Source organism: Novosphingobium sp. fls2-241-R2A-195, from assembly GCF_030209485.1.
GTDB lineage: Bacteria > Pseudomonadota > Alphaproteobacteria > Sphingomonadales > Sphingomonadaceae > Novosphingobium > Novosphingobium resinovorum.
In genome coordinates, this window is record NZ_JARVRY010000026.1 from 85,643 (window position 1) to 106,157 (window position 20,515).

Consider the following 20,515-nt stretch of genomic DNA (forward strand, 5'->3'; position numbering starts at 1 on the left):
GAGCCCTCCGGGGCCTATCAGGATCGAGGGCTCATGACACTCCTGCGCTGCGCCACCCATACCGTCAGCAACGTCGCCGAAGTGGCGGAGCGCTATGCACGCTGGCTCGACTACGCGGTGGTCGAGCAGGGCGTCGTCAGCGAAGACCTCGCCGCGCTGTGGCAGGCACCTGCCAGCGCGGGCAAAGCCTACGTGCTGATGCGCCCGGCTTCGGGTTCGGACGTGTTCCTGCGCTTCGTCGAAGGTGACGCGGTGCCGGACTATGCGCCGATCCGCACTTACGGCTGGGCCGCGATCGAGATCTGCGTCACCGACGTCGAGGCCGTCAACGAGCGCATGCTGGCCTCGCCCGACTTCGAGGTGATCGGCCCGCCCAAGCCGCTCGACGGCTTCCCCACGGTCAAGCCGATGCAGGTGCGCGGACCGGACCTCGAGACGGTCTACCTCACCGAAATCCGCGTCAATGGTGCGGAACACGGGTTGCCGAAGCCGCGCTCGCTGGTTGATCGGCCGTTCATCCTCGTGCTTGCCTGCTCGGACCTGCAGGACTCGATCGACTGGGTACGCGACGTGCTGGGCTTCGACATGATCGACCCGGTCTCGATCCACTATTCGATGATCTCGCTCGCCTTCGACCTGCCGGAAGGCGAGAAGGTGGCGCTGGTCACCGCGAAGTACGAGGGCGAGACCTTCCTCGAACTCGACCAGTATCCGCAGGCCGCGACGCCGCGTCCGCAAGTGGAAGGCGCGCTGCCGCCGGGCGTATCGATCTGCACCATCAACGTGCCCGACTTCGCCCGTCTCGAAGGCCACTGGGCCGTGCGTCCCAAGGTCCGCGAAGGGGCGCTGTACAACGGCGCGAAAGTCGGCCTGCTGCGTATGCCCGATGGCGCGCTGTTGGAGGTGATCGAAGGCGGCCGCGTCCTCTGACGCCCAAATCCTGAGGGGAATGCCATGACGATCGTGAAGCGCGGGTTCGCCGATGTTGCGCACGGCCAGATCCACTACCGCCATGCGGGCGCAAGCGAAGACCTGCCGCTCGTCATGCTCCACGCCTCGCCGGGCAGCTCGCGCCAGCTGGTGCGGCTGATCGAGGACCTTGGCGCCACGCGCCGGGTCATCGCCCCCGACACGCCAGGTAATGGTGATAGCCCTACCCTGGCCCGCGAGGAGACCACCGTAGTCCGGCTGGCCGAGGCTATGCTCGGCTTCCTTGACGCGATGGGGCTGGAGCGGGTGGACCTTTACGGTTCGCATACCGGCGCCTGCATCGCGACCGAGCTGGCGATCCTCGCACCCGACCGTGTACGCGGCGTGGTGCTCGACGGGGTCAGCACCTTCACGGCCGAGGAACTGGAAGACATCCTCGCCAACTACGCCTTCCCGTTCGAGCCGGACATCAACGGCGCCTATCTGGTCAACCTGTTCCAGTTCTGCCGCGACCAGTATATGTTCTTCCCGTGGTACAACCGCACCCGCGCCGGTCGCCGCGACAACGGCATGGGTGCGCCCGCCGACCTCCACGCCTGGGCGACCGAGGTGATGAAGGCGCACGATACCTACCACTTCAACTACCGCGCCGCGTTCCGCTGGAACGGCTTCGACCGCCTGCCCCTACTGACGCGCCCTGCGCTGTTGCTGGCGGGTGAGAACGACCCGCTGATCGACCAGACCCGCGACTTGTCCGCCGTGGTGCCCACCGGCAGCTACGTCGAATTGGCGCGCTTCGACGATCCCGCCTTCGCCTCCGGTCGCCTCAGCGCGATGCAGGCCTTCTTCGCATCCGCCCAATAAGAGAGAGAACAACACCGTGATCGGCGCATCGCTTCTTGTCCTGCTGCACGTCCTCATTCCGGTCTACTGGCTCGGGGGTGACCTTGGCGCCTTCTACGGTTCGACTTTCATGGTCGATCCCAAGCGCTCCGTGGCCGAGCGGATGATGGCGCTCAAAATCCTCAACAACATCGACATGGCGCCGCGCACCGCACTGATCATGGCCTTCCCCACCGGATTCACGCTGGTCTGGCAGCGCGGCTGGGTGGAGATCGCCGACGCATGGGTGATCGCGGCCTGGGTCGTGGGCCTCGCCTGGCTGGCGCTGGCGTGGATCGTCCATCTCAAGCACGGCCCGGCTGGTGCGACCTACAAGAAAATCGACCTCGCGATCCGTTACGTCGTCGTCTTCGCGCTCTGGGCCACGGCGATGCTGGCGCTTTCCAAGGAGATCGAACTGCCGCTGTTCATCGCGCTCAAATGCCTCGTGCTCGGCACCTGCGTCGCGCTCGGCCTGCTGGTTCGGCGCCAGCTGGTGCCGCTCTTCGGTGCCATCGTGCAGATGCGCGACCACGGTCCGACGCCCGAAAGCGACCGCGTGATCGCGCAAGTCAACGGCCGCGCGCGGATCAGCGTCATCACCATCTGGGTGCTGGTCCTGACCGCCAGCTTCCTCGGCATCGCCACCCCTGTTTAAGGCCCCCCTTCAAGGAGAGAGACTCATGCAGCAGCACCGGAGAATCACCGGCAAGATCCTCTACACCTCGCGCAAACCCGGGCGCGAAGGGCAGGAGCGCGGGCGCGAGGACTTCGTGTTCACCGTCCATAGCGATGGCAAGCGCTCCATGCGCGCGATCTGCGAGATCGACGAGCCGGCACCCACCGTGCTTCGCGACATCACGTATTCGCTCGACGAAAACGACATGCCGATGGACTGCTTCGTGCGCCTGACCATCGGCGACGCGTTCATGGGCTCGGGCCTGTTCATGATCCGCGACGGCTATGTCGAGTGCGAGAGCTACGGCCCCTCGATCGGCCGCCTGTCGCAGAAGGTGAAGATCGAAGGCGAATTCGACGGCTTCGGCACCCACCCGATCGCGGGCGATGCCTATATCACTAAGAAGATGGACCGCTCGCGCGGGCCGCACACCCGTTCGTTCCGCACGTTCCTGCCCTCGCCCGACCACCGCGGCGCGACGCCGCCGATGGTCTCGGAGGTCAACATCCACCTCGCTTACGTGGGCGAGGAGACGGTGACGGTGAAGGCGGGCACCTTCGACTGCTTCCACTACAAGTTTACCGATCCGGACGGCGGCATGGCCACGACCAACGGCGGCCACCCCGACTACGACGTGTGGGTGACGGCGGACGACGACGCGATCTTCGTGCAGGGCGGCGTCGGCGGCTACATGCAGACGTGGTACGAACTGGTCGAGTTCGAGCGCAGCTGATTGGGTGTGGGGCGCGGCGGCTGATGTCGCCGCGCCACGCCGCCGGGGGCTTCGACAAGCTCAGCCTGAGCGGGGATCAAACCTCTCAACTCCGCTCAGGCTGAGCTTGTCGAAGCCCCATCGGCCTTAATACACCGGAGCGTCATCCAGCGGGCGCAGCCATTCGGCGGGTATTCCCTCCGGCACCACGGGCGCATAGGCCGCCCCGATCGGCAGCGGCTTGAGATCGTCCGACCACTGGTTCACCACCCGGTTCGAGCCCGGCGAGCGCATGATCTGCAGGAACCCGGTTTCCGAGACGTGCGGTCCGTGGACGATCCCCGGCGGGCGGAAGAAGTAGGCCCCCTGCTGCATGCGGCCTTCGGGCGCCCACATCTCGCCCTGCAGCATGAAGGCTTCCTCGCAGTGGTGGTGCGTCTCGGTGGGGAGATGGGATTCCTCCGGCACGCCGTGCGGCAGACCGGTGAGCAGGAAGGTGCGCCCACTGTCGTTCGGGCCGAGCCGCAGCACCTTGCGGGCAAGCCGCAGGTGCCCGAGTTTCGGATCGTAGGTAGAGGTATCCCAAGGCATCCGCGCCGTATCGATGGCGATCGCCTCGGCACATTCCGCGAGAGCATTCGGATCGTCGAGCGCGTGCCGGAAGACCAGCAGCGTCGCGCCATGCCCCGATGACATGGCCCCGAGACCGCTGCCTTGCGGGATGAAGCCGTAGGCATGTCGCGCGCAGGGCCGTTCATCCACCGTCACGGCGCCGTCCAGCACGAAGTATTCGAAGCCGGGCTCCCCTGCCGTGCGCGGCCCGGGCACGAAACCGGGCGGCAGTCGCACGATCAGGGTGGCGTCGGTGCTCAGCGGATCGTGGCTGAGCCGCTTCTCCAGAACGCCGTCCGACCGCTCGCGCCAGTCGACGTTCTGGGTCTGGATGAACTCGATGTGCGGCCGGGCCATCAGCGTCTCAGCCCAGTTCCAGCGCGCCGGGGTTCATGCGCATGTCCGGGTCGAGCGTGCGTTTCACCCCTTCCAGCAACGCCCGCGATTCCGGCCGCAGGATCGAGGCATAAGGATATGTCCGCCCGATCTGGTTCGAGGCTGCACCATGGCGCGCGAACACCGCGACGATCTCCTGCCGCAGCCGCATGACCAGCGCCCGCGTCGCTCCGTTGGCAGGAGGGCGGGGCAGATCGCGCAGGGCCTTGGCGCTCAGGGTCGCCTCGTGCATCGGCAGCCATTCGTCGTGCCAGTTGAATACCGGCTCGTAGCTGAAGGCATGGTTGCCCATGATCGTGATCAGGCGTGAGACGACCACGCCGCTCTCGCGCAGCGCATCGGCATTATCTGCCAGCAACTGCTCCAGATCGTCCACCAGAGCCTTGGCCTGGCTGTGCGGCACCTTGCCGTTGAGCGCGACCCAGCGGTCTCCCGTCGCCCCCAGCACCGCGTCGAGGGGCGAGAACATCTCCGCCCGCCCGGCCTTGGGGATGGAGTTGGGCAGTTCCCTGCCGCCCAGCTTCGCCGCGATCTGGCGAGCGGCGCCCATATCCTCGTCCACGCTCGCGCGGCTGCGACCGGCAAGGACGAGGTGCAGCGAGAAGCAGCCCTCCTCAATGAAGTCGCGCCCTGCCAGCGCCAGCTTGGCGCCCGCTTTGAGGCCGCGCAGCAAGCCCTGTTCCTGCGCCACGACCTTGCCCAGCGTCTTTACGTCGCGGATCAGGTCGGACGGGGCGGCGAGTGCTTGCCGCGTCTTGTCCGGGTCCATGACATAGGCGTCCTCGGCCAGTTCAGCGCGCCCGATCTCGCAGATCGCGGCGACGGCGGCGTCACGGTCGGGGAAGCCGAACGAGAGGAAGTCGGTATGCGCGGGCTTGCGGATCATGCGCAGGCTGGCCTTGCACTTGATGCCCAGCGCGCCCGCGTCGTGGATGAACAGCCCGGTGGTGTCCGGGCCGAAACTGCGCAGGAAGGGCTTGGGCGCATTCGCCACTGCCTTCTGCCCGGTATGGACGACTGTGCCGTCCGCCGTGACGACCTCCAGCCCCAGCACGATGTCCGCCGAAGTCCCGTAGCGCGCGGTGCCGAGGAACAGCGCGCCGTTGGAGAGCCCACCGCCCACTGTCGCGCCCCGGCCGGAGAACGTGCCGAAGAACGGCAGGCGCAGGCCCTTCTCCTGCAGCGCCTCGTATAGCTGCAGCCATGTCACGCCCGGCTCGACGGTGACGACCATGTCTTCCTCGTCGATGGAAAGGATGCGGTTCATGCGCCGCAGGTCCACCGCGACCCAGTCGGCCCCGCTCCCGACGTAGCCACCGACATAAGTGAGGCCGCCGCCGCGCGGCATCAGCGGCATTCCGGTCGGCGCGATGCGGCGCACGGCTTCGACGAGCTGATCCTGATTGTCCGGCCGGATCACCAGACAGCACCGCCCGGCGCGTCTGAGCAGGTCGGAGGAGTGCAACTCGATCGATGCTTCGTCGGTCAGCAGTCCCTCGGGGCCGAGGATCGCGGAAAGGTCACGCTCCAGCGCGTCGTCGATCGTGCTTGCGGAGGCCATTCTATTCCCTTTCATTCGCGATCACGGCCTTGCGGAAGGCGGGGCGTCCCACGGCCAGCGTGATCGCGGCGGCGGTGCCGCATCCGAAGAAGACGATGCCGAGCGCCCAGGCGATGCCGCCCGGCCCGGTGAAGACGGTGTCGGACAGGAACCCGACGATGAAGTTGCCCGCCGTCAGCGCGATCAGGCCCGAGCAGATCGTGTGGATCGCCATGACCTGCCCGCGCAGCCGGTTGGGCGTCATCGCGGAGATGCCCGAATAGACGCCCGAGATGTTCCAGTTCAGGAACAGCGCATTGAGCGCGTAGAACACCAGCGCCATCCAGCCTGACGGCACGAGGCAGGCGGCGGTGCCGAACAGCACCATCGAGGCCGCGCAGCCCATCGCCGCCAGTACCGGCGCGTCGCGGTGGCCGCGCTTCAGCAGCCACGCGATCACCCAGCCGCTGTTCACGGCTGCAAAGGCGCTTACCGGAAAGCCCACGGCGCCCAGTGCATAGCCGGTATGCGCCGCGTCCCAGCCGTGCGCGCGGATGAACAGTGCGGGGAACCACCCGACGATGGCATAGACGCAGACAAGGTTCATCACCGTGCCGATCAGGAAGCAGCCGTAGGCTACCGGGCGCTGTGCAAACAGGCTCAGGATCGGCCGCAGGCTGATGCTGGTGACTTGCGTATCGAGGCCCTTGCGCGAAGGTTCGCGCACGCTCGCCAGGATGATGAGGGCGAGGACGAGACCGGGCAATCCACAAAGGATGAAGACGATCTGCCAGGGCATGTGCGACCCGAACAGCGAAGGCAGCCCCGCGATGATTGCGTCGGCCCAGCGGATGAACAACCCGCTGAGCGCCATCGCCGCCGCCGTGCCGATCGAACTGCCCACCACGAACACGCCGTAAGCACGCGGGCGCTCGGTCGGCGCAAAGTAGTCGGCGATGAGCGAGGTCGCGACCGGCACCAGCGCCGCCTCCCCTACGCCGACCATCATGCGGGCAAGGAACAGTTGCTCGAAGTTGGAGGCGAAGGAGCAGCAGATCGTCGCGAGGCTCCACACCGCGAGGCCCCCGACCAGCACCGGCACGCGGCGTGAACGGTCGCAGAGCATGCCCAGTGGCAGACCGAGCAGGCTGTAGACCATGCTGAAGGCCATGCCCTGCAGCAGACCGAACTGCGTGTCGCTGAGGTGGAGGCTGCGCTCCAGCGGCTCGATCAGAAGGGCGATGGAGACGCGGTCGAGGATCGCCAGCGCATAGGCCAGCGTCAGCAGCGCGATCACGTACCAGGCGTACCCCCGTGCCGGCCAGACGTCCTGCGGCGCTCCTGGCGTCACGCCGCGTTCTCCGTTTCGGCGGTCGCCGGGGTGAGGAACTGGGCGACCACTACGGCGGCTTCGGTGATGGTATCGGGGCGGTCGGTCGTCGCATGGCCGAGGCGCGGTGCGGCGGCGTAGAACGGGTCGTGCTCGCGCGTGAACACCAGCATCGGGCATCGGGTGACGGGCGGGGTGTCGGCAATCGACAGCGCGGCGTTCATGGCGTCGCCGTAGTGCGCGGGCTGCTTGATCACGCCCAGCAACGCGCCGTGTAGCGCCTCGCCGCCCAAGGTTGGCTCGGTCTTGCGCTGCGCTGCGATCGTGCCCGAATGCCAAGGCCACTGCACTTGCCCGTCGCGCAGCATGTGCCAGGCGCGGTGGAGGTGTCCTCCGGCCATGTCGAAGGCCAGCGGCGGGCACAGGGCTGCGGGATCGGCGGGCCTTTCGGGCGCACCGTCGAGGATCAGCTGCCCGACCATGTCCGGCCGCGCCTCGGCAAAGGCGAGCGCGAGGTAGGAGGCGGGGCCGACCGCCAGCACGTCCACCTTGCCGCCGAGTTGGGCGGCAAGCGTCGTCAGCGCCGCGAGGTAGCCGGCCGTCGAGGGATCATCCAGCGCCTCGGATTCGCCGAAACCGGGCAGGTCGGGGACTACGGTATCGTGGGTGGCGCAAAGCGCTTCCTGCCACTGCATAGCGGACAGCGTGGAGGATGCTTCAAGGATGAGCACAGGACGGCCACCCTCCGGTCCATGGCGCCGGACATGGATCTGGCTCTCTTCGTGCTCGACATAGCCGGTGGAGGAAGGCGCGGTGACAGGCACATCCGATGCCGACGCATCAGTAAGGCGGGCCAGCAGCCATTCGCCCCATGCCGTCCGGTCGCTTTCGAGGCGTTCGATGCTGAGGGCCGGGTTCTCCGTCACCGGAATGCGGTCGAGGTAGCCGTAGAGCACGTCGTCGCGGCGCGCGGCCACCAAGGTCGGCACCGTGATCGCCCGGAGGGCCGGGCCGCAATCGTAGCGCATCGCGGCGGCATAGGCGCCGGAGTAGTTCGGCCCGGCGCTGAACAGGTCGATGGTGTACTGCTCGATCCACTCGGGCGAGGGCGTTTCCATCGCCATGCGGCTGGCGGCAGTCGTGGCGAACCACGGGAACCAGCGCAGCATGTCGCGCGTGCGGGTCCACTCCGCGGCAATGTAGGCGCCATGCGCGTCGATGGTGAAGGGGCGCATGTAGGCATCGACGAAGGCAGCCGGGGCCAGCGTTTCCGGGAACGACAGTCCGTCGAGGATCAATGCGGGCGGACGCCCCGAAGAGGCCGCATATTCCAGCGCGATCTTGGCGCTGGTATGGGTCGCGTAGATCGGCGCATCGGCAAGGCCAAGGACCTTCAGCGCATCGCCCAGCGCCGCCGCGAAGTCGCCGATCGTGGGCGTATCGACGCCGAGGGGCTCCGAATTGCCATAGCCCGGCGTGTCGAGCGCGAAGACCCGGAAATGCGGCGCCAGCAGCCGCATCGTACCCAGATGCAGGCGCGAGGATCGCGGCGAATCGTGCAGCAGGACGACAGGCTTGCCTTGCCCTGCCTCGCGCAGATGAACGCGCCGTCCCTGGACGTCGACGTAGCGCCGGGCGATCCTCAAGGATGGGGCGGCGGCGATAGGTTGCCGGGAGGACATGACGCTGCGACCCTCATTTTGATATAGACATATATCTATTCGTGATCGATAAAAATCGGGTTGTCCAGCCCGGAGATCGAACCGAGTGAAGATGCGCCAGAGTGACTTTTCGCGGCCTGCCCCCCGACCCGACGACCCGCGAGGGTGGGCGGTGGTGGTCGCCGCGATGGTCGGGGTGGCGCTGGGGCTGAGCCCAATCCCGTTCTACACGATCGGCATGCTCGCCCCGCAGCTTTCCGCCGAATTCGGCTGGAGTTTCGCGGCGCTGATGGCCAGCATCACGGTGCAGTCGGGCGTCGTCATGATCGCCAGCCCGCTCGCCGGGATCGCCATCGACCGGTTCGGCGCGCGGCCCGTGGCGCTCGTCTCGCTGCCGCTGTTCGGGCTCTCTTTCATGAGCCTCGCACTCAGCAACGGGTCGCTGACTTTGTACTATGCGCAATGGGTAATCATGGCGGTGCTGGGCGTCGGCACCCTGTCCGCGACGTGGACGCGGGTGGTGACGCAGTGGTTCGACAAGTGGCGCGGCATGGCGCTGGGCCTTGCGAGTTGCGGCACCGGCATCACCGGATTCATCATCAAGCCGCTCTGCGCCCACCTGATCGAGACGCATGGCTGGCGCACGGCCGTGGTGGTGGTCGGCTGCTTGCCCATCGTCGTCGGCGTGCCCGTGGTGGCGCTGCTTTTCCGCGAGATGGCGCGCGGCGACGCGGCTCCGGACAAGCCGCTCGAAGCCGCGGAGGAGGTCGTCCAGTCCGGCCTGACACTGGCCGAGGCGGCGCGCGACCGGCGGCTGTGGATCATGGCGGGGGCCTTCCTGTTCATCGCCTTCGCCCTCACCGCGCCGACGCCCAACCTTGAGAACATCCTCAAGACCCGCGCTTTCACGCTCCCGCAGATCGGCGAGATCACCGCCGCCTTCGGGCTTTCGGTCATCGCCGGGAGACTGATCGGCGGCTGGCTGCTCGACCGTTTCTGGGCGCCGCTGATCGCCCTCGTCATCCTCGCGTTCCCGGCGCTGGGCTGCTGGCTGCTGACGAGTTCGGCGCTGTCGCCGCTTATCGCGACGCTGGCCGTGATCTCGCTCGGGTTCGGTGCGGGGTTCGAATTCGACCTGCTCGCCTACCTGATCAGCCGCTTCTTCGGGCAGCGTCACTACGGGGCGATCTATGGATGCTTCTATGCCGTCATCGCTTTCGCGGGCGGTATGGGGCCGGTCGTCTTTGGATATGTCTTCGACAGGATTGGCGATTACACGATTGCCCTGAGGTCGGGCTCGGCCTGTCTGGTTGTCGGCGCCGTACTGCTCCTCGCCATGGGCGCTTATCCAAAACTGTCAGAAAAATAACGATATTATCGGCGCCTGTGACTTCCGTGCCCCAGCGCCGAGGTAAATCGACACGAGATCGATTTGGCGGGTTGACACAAAGTGCAATCTATTATGTCATCAATACATAACAAATAAAGATCGCAGCGGCGGCGGCAGGATGCGCCCGCGTTCCAAGGTTTCAGGACAATGAGGAGTCGTCATGCTTGATTCGACGAGGTGTATTCGTGCGCGCGCTCTGGGTGCAGTCGCACTGCTGGCCATCACCGCCACCACGGCCCATGCACAGGACGCGCAGGCCACTGATGCGCCGCAGGCAAGTGGAAATCTCGGCAGCGACATCATTGTCACCGCGCAGCGCCGTCCCGAGCGTCTGCAGGACGTCCCGGTCGCCGTCACCGCCTTCAGCGAAGAGATGATCCGCAATCTCAACCTGAACGACGCGATCAAGACCGCGCAGATGGTGCCGGGCATGATCGCCACGCACAACGCAGGGCTGGGCACCGCCAACGCCTACTACCTGCGCGGCCTCGGCAACAGCCAGTCGGTCGCGACTTTCGATCCGCCGGTCGGCACGTATGTCGACAACGTCTACGTCGCGCGCCAGAACGCCAACAACTACCAGTTCTTCGACGTCGATCGCGTGGAAGTGCTGCGCGGACCGCAGGGAACACTGTTCGGCCGCAACACCACCGGCGGCGCCGTCTCGGTGATCATGAAGAAGCCGTCGGACCGGATGGGCGCCAAGTTCGAGGCGACCTACGGCTCCTATGACCGCGTCACCGCCAAGACCACCGTGGACCTGCCGGTGAGCGAGCGCGTGCTGACGAAGTGGTCCGCCTACTACGTCTATGACAAGGGCTACCTCAAGAACGTCACCACCGGCGACCGCCTCAACGGCGAGCGCAACTACGGCTTCCGCGGCGACGTGCGCTTCCTGCCGACCGACGACCTGACCATCGACCTTTCGGGCGAATATACCCGCAACACCGGCACCTACCTTGGCGTCTACGCCGCGCCAGGCGCGTCGGATCGCTACAAGACGACGACCACGCCGGATTTCTACAACACCCGCAATGCCCTGCCCGAAGGCAACTGCAAGGGCGACCCGGTCAACATCCTGCTGACCACGGTGACCGGCAACTGCTCGCTGACCGACAGCTACGCGACGACCGCTGACGTCAACTGGAACACCGATGCCGGCAACCTCGAACTGATCGCGGGCTATCGCGAGCAGGAGCAGGGCTACATCAACAATTACAACGGCACGACCACCAACGTCTACGCCGCCTACATCCTGGCCGACAAGATCAGGAACCATCAGGTTTCGACCGAACTGAAGTGGACCGGCGAAGCATTCGACGACAAGCTGAAGTACGTTGCCGGCGTGTTCTACCTGCGCGAAGTGAACCATCTCGCTTCGGCCGACTTCCAGGGTTCGGCGACGGCTACCGCGTTCAATCTCCTGCAGGATCGCCATTTCCGCCAGCAGGTGGAGACCGTCGCCGGCTACCTCCAGGGCGACTACGAGGTCGTGCCCGATCTGACCGTGACCGTGGGTGCGCGCTACACCTACGAGAAGAAGAGCATCGAGTACTTCGATTCCGAACGTTTCCCCGGCTTCGGCTTCAACAGCGCCGACGTGCGCGCGGCAGGCATTCCGCTCAAGTTGACGCAGAACCGCGTGACCCCGCGCTTCGCGATCAACTACAAGCTCTCGCCGTCGGTCATGCTCTATGCTTCGGCGACGAACGGCTTCAAGTCGGGCGGCTGGAACGGCAACGCCGCCGTCGCGACGCGCGTGCTGGCGTTCGAGCCGGAAGTGACGTGGTCGTATGAAGGCGGCGTGAAGTCGGAACTGTTCGATCGCAAGGTGCGCATAAACCTCAACGGCTATTATGCCCGCACCAAGAACCTGCAGATCACTTCGGGCATCGTCCCGCCGGGTGAGACGGTGATCGTCAGCCTCGCGCGCAATGCCGGTACGCTGGTCGATTACGGTCTGGAGTTCGAGACGGTCTTCGCGCCGGTGCGCAACTTCGAGTTCTTCGCCAACGGCTCGCTGTCGCATGGCGAGTATTCGTCGGTCGTGATCCTGCCGGGCGTGTCCCAGGCACTGCAGATATCCACCGACACCCGACCGGTGCGCACGCCGACCTTCCAGTTCACCGGCGGCGCTACGTACACGATCCCGGTCGACGCGCTGGACGGCGACATCAAGCTGATCGGCTCGTACCGGCACAATTCCTCGTACTATATCGCCGTGCTGAACACGGCGGCGGCCCCGCGCGAGGACTTCGTGGACCTCAAGGTCTCGTACGAGAAGACCGACGGCAGCTTCGGCGCGTCGTTCGGCGTGACCAACCTGACCAAGCAGGAGACGATCACGGCGAACTTCCTCTCGCTGTTCCCCGGCGATCCGCGTCGGTTCACCGGCAGCGTCTGGTTTAAGTTCTGAGGAGAGTCCTTAGGGAAAATGCCCTGAGGGGCATTTTCCTGGCGGCACCGGTCCAAGCCCCTTTTCAGAGGGTCGGTCATCATTGCGAGCGTAGCGAAGCAATCCACGAACGGCCCACGGAACTGGATTGCTTCGCTACGCTCGCAATGACGAAGTATGGTTCAATCTGCCTTTCCCGCAGTCCAGACGATCTCGGTGATAAGCAGGGGGCGCTTCGGTGCCCCTTTTTCGTGCCCGACTTTTTCGCCTACCGAATTTGCCGTTGCGCGGGCAATTGACTTATCTACGCGAGGTTTGACGATCAGGCTCGCGCAGTCCGCGCGGTGCCGTATTGAATGTTCGGGAGTATCGGGGTGGTCGATCGCGACGCTGCAGTGCCGCTCTATTATCAGATCTACCTGCAACTGCGTGACGAGATCCTGAGCGGTCAGCGCCCTTTCGGCAGTGCCATGCCGACCGAGCACGAACTGGCCGAACTCTTCGGCGTGTCGCGGATCACCGCACGCAGGGTGCTCAACGAACTGGCTGAGCAGCGCTATGTCGAGCGCAAGCGGCGGCTGGGCACCACGGTGATCTTCAAGTCGCCCGCAAAGCCGATCGAGGCGGACATCGATCAGGCGATGGACTCGCTGATGGCGCTGGGCAGCGGCACCACCGTCAACGTGATCGAGGTCAACCGCGAGAAGCCCAACCCCACCATCGCCGCAGCCCTGCAGGTCGATGCGGGGCAGGATGTCATCCGTGCGGTGCGCATCCGCTATCTAGACGGGATGCCGATCGGCTACGTGGTCAGCTACGTGCCGGGCGATCTGGCGCCGCTGATCACGCCGGGCAATCTTGCTAAGGGGCCGATCCTGCAATTGCTGGCCAATGCCGGATACAAGGCGGTCCATGCGGACCAGACCATCGGCGCGCTGCAGGCCGACCCGCAACTGGCGCAGGCGCTGGAGATCGCCCCGCTTGCCGCGCTGCTGCGGATCAGCCGCACCAGCTACGATGCGAACGAGCGGCCCTTCCTGCTGACTTTCGCGCATTACCGCTCGGACAAGTTCACGATCCGGCTCGATCTTCACGGAACCCGCTACGCGGTCAATTGAGCGACCCAATTCGGTCATAGCGCGCTTGCGCACCGATATTGTTATAGTTACGATACAAAAAGCATCATTCAACGCTTGGGGGTATCGTGAAGGCCTATACGATCGGTTCGCAGCAGGGCATCGCCTCGCTGACCGCAGTGACCAGGGACGTGCCGCAGCCCGGCCCCGGTCAGGTTCTCGTCAAGGTGCGCGCGGTGTCGCTCAATCATCGCGACCTGCTCATCGTTTCCAGCAAGTACGGCGCGCCGCGTCCCGAAGACCGCGTGCCGGTGTCGGACGGTGTCGGTGAAGTGGCGGTTCTTGGCGAGGGTGTGTCGGGTATCGACGTCGGCCAGCGCGTCACCGCGCCGCATTTCGTCAGCTGGACCGACGGTCCGTTCTCGCCCGCCTACTTCGGCCACGACCTTGGCGTGACGCATGACGGCTGGCTGGCCGAATACGTGCTGGTCCCGGCCCATGCGCTGGTGAAGGTGCCGGATTCGCTGACCGACCGCCAGGTCGCGGCGCTGTCCGGCGCGGCGCTGACCGCGTGGAATGCGATCGTCGAGGTCGGCAAGGTCAAGGCGGGCGACAGCGTGCTCGCGCTCGGCACCGGCGGCGTTTCGATCATGGCGCTGCAGATCGCCCGCATGTGCGGCGCGCGCGTCGCCATCACCTCGTCCAGCGACGAGAAGCTGGAGCAGGCCCGCGCGCTGGGTGCCGACGTGACGGTGAACTATCGTAGCGATGGGGACTGGGACAAGACTGTGTTCGCCGCGCTCGGCAACGGCGCGGACATCGTCGTCGAGACCGGCGGCCTAGCCACCCTGCGCCAGTCGATCGCGGCAGCGGCGCCCAACGGCCGCATCGCCATCATTGGCGCGCTGGGCGGGACCGTGAGCGATCCGCTGCCCAACTTCGGCACCATCATCGGCAAGAACCTCGCCATTCACGGTATCGCTGCGGGCGGCCGCGCGATGCTGCAGCGCCTGGTCAACGCGATCGCGATCAACGGCATGGAGCCGGTGGTCAACAAGGTGTTCGGCTTCGACGAGGCCGCCGATGCCTACGCCTACCTCCACTCGGGCGATCACTTCGGCAAGGTGATGATCCAGGTCGCCTGATGACTCCAGCGACCATGGCCGACCCCGCCGCCCGCCTCGCCGATCACGCGCTGTCCGTCGAGTGGGCGGCGCTGCCTCCCTCGGCGCAGGCGGCGGCGCGTGCTTTCCTGTTCGACAGCCTTGCGGTGGGCGTGGCGGGGTATTCCGCCATCTACGCCGAAGAAATCCGCAAGGCCGCGCAGATCTGGACCGGCGGGGCTGCGGGCGAGGGCATGGTGCTGGGCGCACCGGACCTGCGCCTGCCCGCGCCTTATGCGGCCTACGTCAACGCCTACCAGATCCACTCGCAGGAATACGACTGCGTGCATGAGCCGGCGGTCGCCCACCCGATGGCGACTGTCTGCGCGGCGCTGCTGGCCGAAGCCGGGCGTGCTCCGGCGAGCGGCGCGGATTTCCTCGCCGCCGTAATCGCCGGGATCGACGTGGTGGCGACGCTGGGCGTGGCGGTGAAGGGGCCGCTCAAGTTCTTCCGCCCGGCGACGGCGGGGATCTTCGGCTGCGTCGCCGCGCTGTCGCGCCTGCGCCGGGTAGAGCCGGAAGTCGCCTATCGTGCCTTCGGCCACGCCCTCGCACTGGCGAGCGGGACGATGCAGTCGCATATCGAGGGCAAGCCGACGCTGGCGCTGCAGGTCGCGGGCGCGGCGCGCTCGGCGGTCGAGGCGTTCGACCTTGCCTGCGCCGGAGTACCCTCGCCTGCAGGCGCGATCGGGGGGCCGTTCGGCTACATGGCGCTTTTCGAGAACGACCCGGTGCTGGAGCCCGAACTCGACAAGCTGGGCAAAATCTGGCGCGTCGAGGAAGTCAGCTGGAAACCGTTCCCCACCGGCCGCGCGGCGCAAGGGGCAATCGTCGCGCTCAAGACGCTGATGGCCGGGCATGGCGTGACGGCGGACAATCTGGAAGCGCTGGAATACCACGCGCCGCCTTTGATTCACCGGCTGGTCGGGCGCCGTCCGCAGGCGGACATGACGGTGGCCTATGCGCGGCTGTGCTTCGCGTGGCTCGGCGCGGTGGTTCTGACCGAGGGTGACGTGGGCCTCGATGCCTTTACGCCCGCGCGGCTGGGCGATCCGGTTTTGACGGCGATTGCGGAGAAAATCATCGTCGTTGCGGACGATAACCCCGATCTTGCGGCTTTCGTACCGGCTTTTGCGCATGTGCGGCTGGTGGACGGGCGGTCTTTCCGCGTCGATGTCGCCCGGCAACTCGGCGCGCCGGAGTGGCCTTTGACGCTGGAGCAGCAACTGGAGAAGGCGGGCAAGTGCTTCGCGTTCGGCGGGCTGGATGCGGCGCTGGTGCCACAGCTGCACGCGCTGGTCGGGCAGCTTGATGCGGCCGAGGATGTGATTGCCACACTATCCGAAGTTCTCGACTGACCACTACTTTCGTCATTGCGAGCGTAGCGAAGCAATCCAGGGCGGCGCTGAACTGCCCTGGATTGCTTCGCTACGCTCGCAATGACGAACGGAAGATGAGCAAGGGGGAAGCCCTCTCCGCCGGGCGAAGAGGGCCTCATATCATCAATGCGGCTCCTCACCGCCCGAGACGTTCATGCTCTCGCCGGTGATGTAGATCGCCTCGTCCGAGCACAGGAACGCCACCGCAGCGGCGGTGTCCTCGGGCATGCCGGGGCGGCCCATCGGGATGCGCGCGGCCATGTTGGCGAGGTATTCCTCCACCGAGATGCCCTGCACCTCAGCGAAGTGCTCGTTCTGCCACTTGCCGAGCCCGGTGGTGACGTGGTTCGGGCACACGTTGTTAACGGTGATGCCGTGCGCGCCCAGCTCGATCGAGGCCGAGCGCACCAGCCCGACGAGGCCGTGCTTCGAGGCGGTGTAAGCCTGCGCATGCATGAAGCCGGACTTCGCCGCCTGGCTGGCGATGTTGACGACGCGGCCGCCTCTCCCCTGCGCGATCATGATCTCCGCCGCTGCCTGCAGGCCGTACCATGCACCGGTCAGGTTGACGTCGATCACCGCGCGCCATTCGTCGGCGGAGACCTCCATCATCGGCTTCATGATATAGCCGATCCCTGCGTTGTTCACCCAGATGTCGAGCGAGCCGTGGGTGTCCACCGCATGGCGGGCCAGCGCGCGAACCTGTTCGTGATTGCGCACGTCGCAGGGGAAGGTCGAAGCCTTCGGCAGCGATGCGGCGATGGCGTCCATCTCGGCGCTGGACCCGGTCATCGAACCCGGCGTCGCCGCGTCGGCGGGGGCGCCGATGTCGGAGATCACCACCGTCGCGCCCTCGGCGGCGAGGCGGCGAGCGATGCCCTCACCAAGCCCGCCCGCACGGCCCGAGCCGGTTACGACCGCGACCTTGCCGTCGAAGCGGCCGCTCATGAGCCCAGCTTCTCGGTCATGATGAAGATCGGGTCGGCCCAGTCCTGGAACTCGGCGGCGACCTTGCCCATGGCCTCGGTCGAGGTTTCCTCGCCGAACAGGTCCATGTCGGCCACGTCGATGATCTCGACGTACTGGTAGGGCGCGGTGCCGCCGCCCAGCAGGCCCGCCGTGCGCAGCACCTCGAAATTGGAGACGGACTTCAGGCCGTTCACGGTCGGCAGATCGGTAGTCTCCGCCCAGCGTTCATAATCGGCGACGCTCTTTCCGGCCTTGAGGTTCAGCAGCACGATGATGCGAGTCACGGGTAATCTCCTCCTTGAGGTGAGCCAAGCTACCTGTTATTTGATATAGAAGCATGACATATAACGCGAGGGTTGACCATGTCCAGAAATGACCCGCCAAAGAACGACCCCGGCGCCGATTACGATGGCCCGCCCGACTACCGTGTCATCGGCCGTCACGCGCTGTTTCCGCAGACCAGTCATGACGAGATCGAGCGGATCAACTTCCTCGCGCAGATGAATCGCCACCTGGCGGCCAATGTCGTGCCCGGCGTCAAGCAGGCTTACGAGAAGCGGGTCGTGCCTGCGTTCGAAGCCGCCGAAGGCCGCCCGATCGCCAACCGCCACGAAGCGCGCAAGGCACTGCTGGCGGACCCCGCGTTCCAGACCTGGTCGGCGATGCGCCGCATGACGATGGAGCAGCGCCAGCAGGCCGGTCGCTGGACCGCGCTGCGCCAGTCCGAGCAACTGGCCGAGAAGGCCCGCGAACTGACCGAGGGCGACGATCGGCTCAAGCTCGATCCGGCATTGCAGCAGCCGCGTTACGTCTCGGCGGTCGATCATCACTGCATGCCGGGCAGTTATCACACCGAATACTTCCCCGGCGACGTGACCAATGGCGCGAACTACGATCACGCCGGGTTCGTCACCACCAGCGGGTTGCTCGGCAAGTATTCGGACGGCGGCGGCCATGCCGTCGCGCGCTGGGTGAAGCGCAACCTGCCGGACTTCCAGCCCAGGCAGATTCTGGAGATCGGCGGCACCGTGGGCCATTCCAGCCTGCCGCTGGCGCAGGCTTTCCCCGAGGCGGAGATGACCATCGTGGACCTTGGCGCACCGGTGCTGCGTTATGGTCTGGGCCGCGCCAAGTCGCTCGGCGTCGACAACGTGCGCTTCGTGCAGGCGAGTGGCGAGGACCTTTCGATCTTCCCCGACGCCAGCTTCGACTGGATCCAGACGACGATGTTCCTGCACGAACTGTCCACCGGATCGCTGCGCCGGATCATGGCCGAGACGCGCCGCCTGCTGAAGCCGGGCGGCATCGTCCTGCACGTCGAGCAGCCGCAGTACGCGCCCGAGATGCCCCTGTTCGAGCAGGCCATGCGCGACTGGGACGCCTACTACAACAACGAGCCGTTCTGGAGCCGGATGCACGAAATGGACCTCGACGCCGAGATGATCGCGGCCGGGTTCGCGCGTGACCAGCTGATCCACGGCGGGGTGACGGCGGTGGTCGACCGCGACCTGTTCCCCGACGCCGCCGACGACGACAAGGAAGACTACGGCCGCAAGGCGGCCTGGCACGTGATCGGAGCAACCGTCTGATGTCCATCGCCGATGCCCTGCGCGGCGCGGGCGCCAAGCCTGCCGGCAAGCGCCCCTATTTCCTCGACGCCGAAGTCGAGCGTGTCCTCGCCATCACTATGTCGATCGCTCAGGAACTGGCGGTAAGCCGCCAGCGCACCGACACGCTCGAACGGCTGCTGCTGGAGAAGGGCGTGCTCTCGCAAGGCGAGATCGACGCCTTCGTGCCCGACCGCGCCGCCGCCACCGAGCGTGCGCTGTGGAATCAGGAGTACATCGCCCGCATCCTGCGCATCGTGCAGCAGGAGAATGAGGCGGTCGGGCGCCCGGACGACATCGCTTCGGAAGACGTGGCGGTAGAGGTTGGCGCAGAATCGTGATCGGGACGGAATTTGAATTCACCGTAGATGTCCTCGTCATGGGCGGCGGAGCCTGCGGTGCTACCGCCGCGCTTGCGGCCAGCGATGCGGGCGCCGAAGTGCTACTCGTCGAAGCCGACGCGCGGCCGATGGGCACCACCGGCATGTCGATGGGCGTGTTCTGTGCGGCCGGCACGAAGCAGCAGGCCGCGGCGGGCGAGCAGGATGACGGCGACACTTTCTTCGCCGACATTCTCGCCAAGACGAAAGGCCAGACCGACCCCGAGATCGCGCATGCTTTGGCCTATGGCTCCGGCCCGACGCTGGACTGGCTGGTCGGGATTCATGGCGTGCCGCTCGAACTCGATACCGGCTTCCGTCCGGCCTACGGCAACACCCGGATGCGCGTCCACGGCTGGCCGGGCCATGCCGGGCAGGACCTGCTGGAACTGCTGCACCAGAAGGTCGCCGACGCCGGGGTGATGGTGCTCAACCCGGCCAAAGTGGTCGACGTGATCGCCGACGACGAGGGCCGCGTGCTCGGCGTCGAGATCGAACGGCCCGGCGGTGAGCGCGAGCGGGTGGGGTGCAAGGCGCTCGTCATCGCCAGCGGCGGCTTCGCCGGAAACCACGCAATGCTGCGCCAGTACATACCCGAGATGGCTGATGCCCGGAACAACGGTCACGAGGGCAGCCGGGGCGACGGTATCCGCCTTGGAGTGTCGCTAGGTGCCGCTGTGGGCGACTTGAGTGCCTTTCAGGGCTATGCGATGCTGACTGAACCGCAAGGTATCAGTGTACCGCCAGGCTTTGTCATCGACGGTGCGATCCTAGTCAATATCAACGGCTTGCGCTTTGTGGACGAGAAGGAGGACATCGCCGGGATGGTCCACCCCGTCATGGCGCAGCCCGGCGGCCACGTCTGGGTGATTTTCGACGAAGAGATCGAGCGCCGCAACGCCTACCAGCCCGACACCAAGGCGCTGACCGAACTCAATGCCGCCCGGCGCGGGGAGAGCGTAGAGGCTCTGGCGCAGCGCATCGGCGTCGATCCGCAGGCGCTGGCCGCCTCGCTCGAAGAGGCCCGTCAGGCGCAGGCCGAAGGGCGCCCCGATGCGCAGGGCCGCGTCTGGGGGGACGAGCTTCCGCCCTCGGGCGCGCTGGGTGCATTCAAGGTCGTCGGCGCGATCTATCATACGCAGGGGGGCTTGCAAATCGACCGTAATGCGCGGGTTCTGCGCGAGGACGGCTCGGCTTTGCCCAACCTTTTCGCGGGCGGCGGCGCGGCGCGAAGCGTCTCGGGGCCGTCGTCATGGGGCTACCTCCCGGCGATGGGCCTGTGCACCGCCGTGACCCTCGGCAGGCTGTCCGGGGAGGGCGCAGCAGCGATCGCAGCGGGCCGATGATCGCAGAGCGGAGGGTCGTCCTGCGGCTCTTTGCGTGATCAATCCAACCTGACAGCAGTAAATCAAGA

At 66.2% G+C, this 20,515-nt stretch carries 18 protein-coding genes; 12 read left to right on the forward strand and 6 right to left on the reverse strand.

Annotated elements, in window-relative coordinates; translation table 11 throughout:
- Nucleotides 1-33 precede the first annotated feature (33 nt).
- The 4 genes from QRN25_RS19610 to QRN25_RS19625 are packed head-to-tail and all read left to right on the forward strand — an operon-like array spanning nucleotide 34 to nucleotide 3,224.
- Entirely contained in the window at nucleotides 34-930 is an 897-nt protein-coding gene (locus QRN25_RS19610) for a VOC family protein (protein WP_285020928.1), read from the forward strand.
- A 24-nt stretch (nucleotides 931-954) separates the two neighbouring features.
- Nucleotides 955-1,794, forward strand: coding sequence for an alpha/beta fold hydrolase (locus QRN25_RS19615; protein WP_285020930.1), 840 nt, complete (start codon nucleotides 955-957; stop codon nucleotides 1,792-1,794).
- Nucleotides 1,795-1,810: 16 nt separating this feature from the next.
- On the forward strand, nucleotides 1,811-2,470 hold the full coding sequence (locus QRN25_RS19620) for a hypothetical protein (RefSeq protein ID WP_211150956.1): 660 nt from the start codon (nucleotides 1,811-1,813) through the stop codon (nucleotides 2,468-2,470).
- A 25-nt stretch (nucleotides 2,471-2,495) separates the two neighbouring features.
- On the forward strand, nucleotides 2,496-3,224 hold the full coding sequence (locus QRN25_RS19625; protein WP_285020931.1) for a DUF3108 domain-containing protein: 729 nt from the start codon (nucleotides 2,496-2,498) through the stop codon (nucleotides 3,222-3,224).
- 126 nt (nucleotides 3,225-3,350) lie between these two features.
- Here QRN25_RS19625 and QRN25_RS19630 read toward each other — a convergent pair whose 3' ends face one another.
- From QRN25_RS19630 to QRN25_RS19645, 4 genes are read right to left on the reverse strand one after another with little or no spacing between them, the layout of a single operon-like run.
- Nucleotides 3,351-4,172 carry a cupin domain-containing protein gene (locus tag QRN25_RS19630; protein ID WP_285020932.1) on the reverse strand — a complete coding sequence of 274 codons (822 nt, stop codon included), beginning with the start codon at nucleotides 4,170-4,172 and terminating at the stop codon, nucleotides 3,351-3,353.
- A gap of 7 nt (nucleotides 4,173-4,179) precedes the next feature.
- Entirely contained in the window at nucleotides 4,180-5,772 is a 1,593-nt protein-coding gene (locus QRN25_RS19635) for an FAD-binding oxidoreductase (RefSeq protein ID WP_285020933.1), read from the reverse strand.
- A gap of 1 nt (nucleotide 5,773) precedes the next feature.
- A complete protein-coding gene (locus QRN25_RS19640) occupies nucleotides 5,774-7,102 on the reverse strand; it encodes an MFS transporter (protein ID WP_285020934.1) in 1,329 nt (442 codons plus the stop codon).
- Entirely contained in the window at nucleotides 7,099-8,763 is a 1,665-nt protein-coding gene (locus QRN25_RS19645; protein ID WP_285020935.1) for an alpha/beta fold hydrolase, read from the reverse strand. The genes QRN25_RS19640 and QRN25_RS19645 overlap by 4 nt, the downstream gene beginning before the upstream one ends.
- Before the next feature lie 91 nt (nucleotides 8,764-8,854).
- Here QRN25_RS19645 and QRN25_RS19650 point away from each other — a divergent pair, with 91 nt between their 5' ends.
- The 5 genes from QRN25_RS19650 (at nucleotide 8,855) to QRN25_RS19670 (ending at nucleotide 16,124) form a co-directional block, all read left to right on the forward strand.
- Nucleotides 8,855-10,111 (forward strand): MFS transporter, encoded by a 1,257-nt coding sequence (locus tag QRN25_RS19650; RefSeq protein ID WP_285020965.1) that lies wholly within the window; start codon nucleotides 8,855-8,857, stop codon nucleotides 10,109-10,111.
- 181 nt (nucleotides 10,112-10,292) lie between these two features.
- On the forward strand, nucleotides 10,293-12,548 hold the full coding sequence (locus QRN25_RS19655) for a TonB-dependent receptor (protein WP_285020936.1): 2,256 nt from the start codon (nucleotides 10,293-10,295) through the stop codon (nucleotides 12,546-12,548).
- Nucleotides 12,549-12,901: 353 nt separating this feature from the next.
- Nucleotides 12,902-13,645: a GntR family transcriptional regulator gene (locus tag QRN25_RS19660; protein WP_285020937.1), complete on the forward strand. Its 744-nt coding sequence runs from the start codon at nucleotides 12,902-12,904 to the stop codon at nucleotides 13,643-13,645.
- Between the two features lie 86 nt (nucleotides 13,646-13,731).
- Nucleotides 13,732-14,748, forward strand: coding sequence for a zinc-dependent alcohol dehydrogenase family protein (locus QRN25_RS19665; protein ID WP_285020938.1), 1,017 nt, complete (start codon nucleotides 13,732-13,734; stop codon nucleotides 14,746-14,748).
- Nucleotides 14,748-16,124 (forward strand): MmgE/PrpD family protein, encoded by a 1,377-nt coding sequence (locus QRN25_RS19670; RefSeq protein ID WP_285020939.1) that lies wholly within the window; start codon nucleotides 14,748-14,750, stop codon nucleotides 16,122-16,124. The genes QRN25_RS19665 and QRN25_RS19670 overlap by 1 nt, the downstream gene beginning before the upstream one ends.
- A gap of 144 nt (nucleotides 16,125-16,268) precedes the next feature.
- On the opposite strand, the gene QRN25_RS19675 is transcribed toward QRN25_RS19670, so the two are convergent.
- Complete coding sequence (locus QRN25_RS19675; RefSeq protein WP_285020940.1) at nucleotides 16,269-17,093, reverse strand: SDR family NAD(P)-dependent oxidoreductase; 825 nt, start codon at nucleotides 17,091-17,093, stop codon at nucleotides 16,269-16,271.
- Nucleotides 17,090-17,398, reverse strand: a complete 309-nt coding sequence (locus QRN25_RS19680) for a RedY/HapK family protein (protein WP_211150948.1) — start codon at nucleotides 17,396-17,398, stop codon at nucleotides 17,090-17,092. Before QRN25_RS19680 ends, QRN25_RS19675 begins: the two co-directional genes overlap by 4 nt.
- Before the next feature lie 78 nt (nucleotides 17,399-17,476).
- Here QRN25_RS19680 and QRN25_RS19685 point away from each other — a divergent pair, with 78 nt between their 5' ends.
- From QRN25_RS19685 to QRN25_RS19695, 3 genes are read left to right on the forward strand one after another with little or no spacing between them, the layout of a single operon-like run.
- Nucleotides 17,477-18,703: a class I SAM-dependent methyltransferase gene (locus QRN25_RS19685; protein WP_285020941.1), complete on the forward strand. Its 1,227-nt coding sequence runs from the start codon at nucleotides 17,477-17,479 to the stop codon at nucleotides 18,701-18,703.
- On the forward strand, nucleotides 18,703-19,062 hold the full coding sequence (locus QRN25_RS19690) for a hypothetical protein (protein ID WP_271183655.1): 360 nt from the start codon (nucleotides 18,703-18,705) through the stop codon (nucleotides 19,060-19,062). The genes QRN25_RS19685 and QRN25_RS19690 overlap by 1 nt, the downstream gene beginning before the upstream one ends.
- On the forward strand, nucleotides 19,059-20,447 hold the full coding sequence (locus QRN25_RS19695) for an FAD-dependent oxidoreductase (RefSeq protein WP_271183656.1): 1,389 nt from the start codon (nucleotides 19,059-19,061) through the stop codon (nucleotides 20,445-20,447). The genes QRN25_RS19690 and QRN25_RS19695 overlap by 4 nt, the downstream gene beginning before the upstream one ends.
- Nucleotides 20,448-20,515: the final 68 nt, after the last annotated feature.

Bases quoted from the DNA above. Each gene is read 5' to 3' on its own strand.
- QRN25_RS19610 (WP_285020928.1), top strand. From the start codon at position 34: ATGACACTCCTGCGCTGCGCCACCCATACCGTCAGCAACGTCGCCGAA.
- QRN25_RS19615 (WP_285020930.1), top strand. From the start codon at position 955: ATGACGATCGTGAAGCGCGGGTTCGCCGATGTTGCGCACGGCCAGATC.
- QRN25_RS19625 (WP_285020931.1), top strand. From the start codon at position 2,496: ATGCAGCAGCACCGGAGAATCACCGGCAAGATCCTCTACACCTCGCGC.
- QRN25_RS19630 (WP_285020932.1), bottom strand. From the start codon at position 4,172: ATGGCCCGGCCGCACATCGAGTTCATCCAGACCCAGAACGTCGACTGG.
- QRN25_RS19635 (WP_285020933.1), bottom strand. From the start codon at position 5,772: ATGGCCTCCGCAAGCACGATCGACGACGCGCTGGAGCGTGACCTTTCC.
- QRN25_RS19645 (WP_285020935.1), bottom strand. From the start codon at position 8,763: ATGTCCTCCCGGCAACCTATCGCCGCCGCCCCATCCTTGAGGATCGCC.
- QRN25_RS19650 (WP_285020965.1), top strand. From the start codon at position 8,855: ATGCGCCAGAGTGACTTTTCGCGGCCTGCCCCCCGACCCGACGACCCG.
- QRN25_RS19655 (WP_285020936.1), top strand. From the start codon at position 10,293: ATGCTTGATTCGACGAGGTGTATTCGTGCGCGCGCTCTGGGTGCAGTC.
- QRN25_RS19670 (WP_285020939.1), top strand. From the start codon at position 14,748: ATGACTCCAGCGACCATGGCCGACCCCGCCGCCCGCCTCGCCGATCAC.
- QRN25_RS19675 (WP_285020940.1), bottom strand. From the start codon at position 17,093: ATGAGCGGCCGCTTCGACGGCAAGGTCGCGGTCGTAACCGGCTCGGGC.
- QRN25_RS19685 (WP_285020941.1), top strand. From the start codon at position 17,477: ATGTCCAGAAATGACCCGCCAAAGAACGACCCCGGCGCCGATTACGAT.
- QRN25_RS19690 (WP_271183655.1), top strand. From the start codon at position 18,703: ATGTCCATCGCCGATGCCCTGCGCGGCGCGGGCGCCAAGCCTGCCGGC.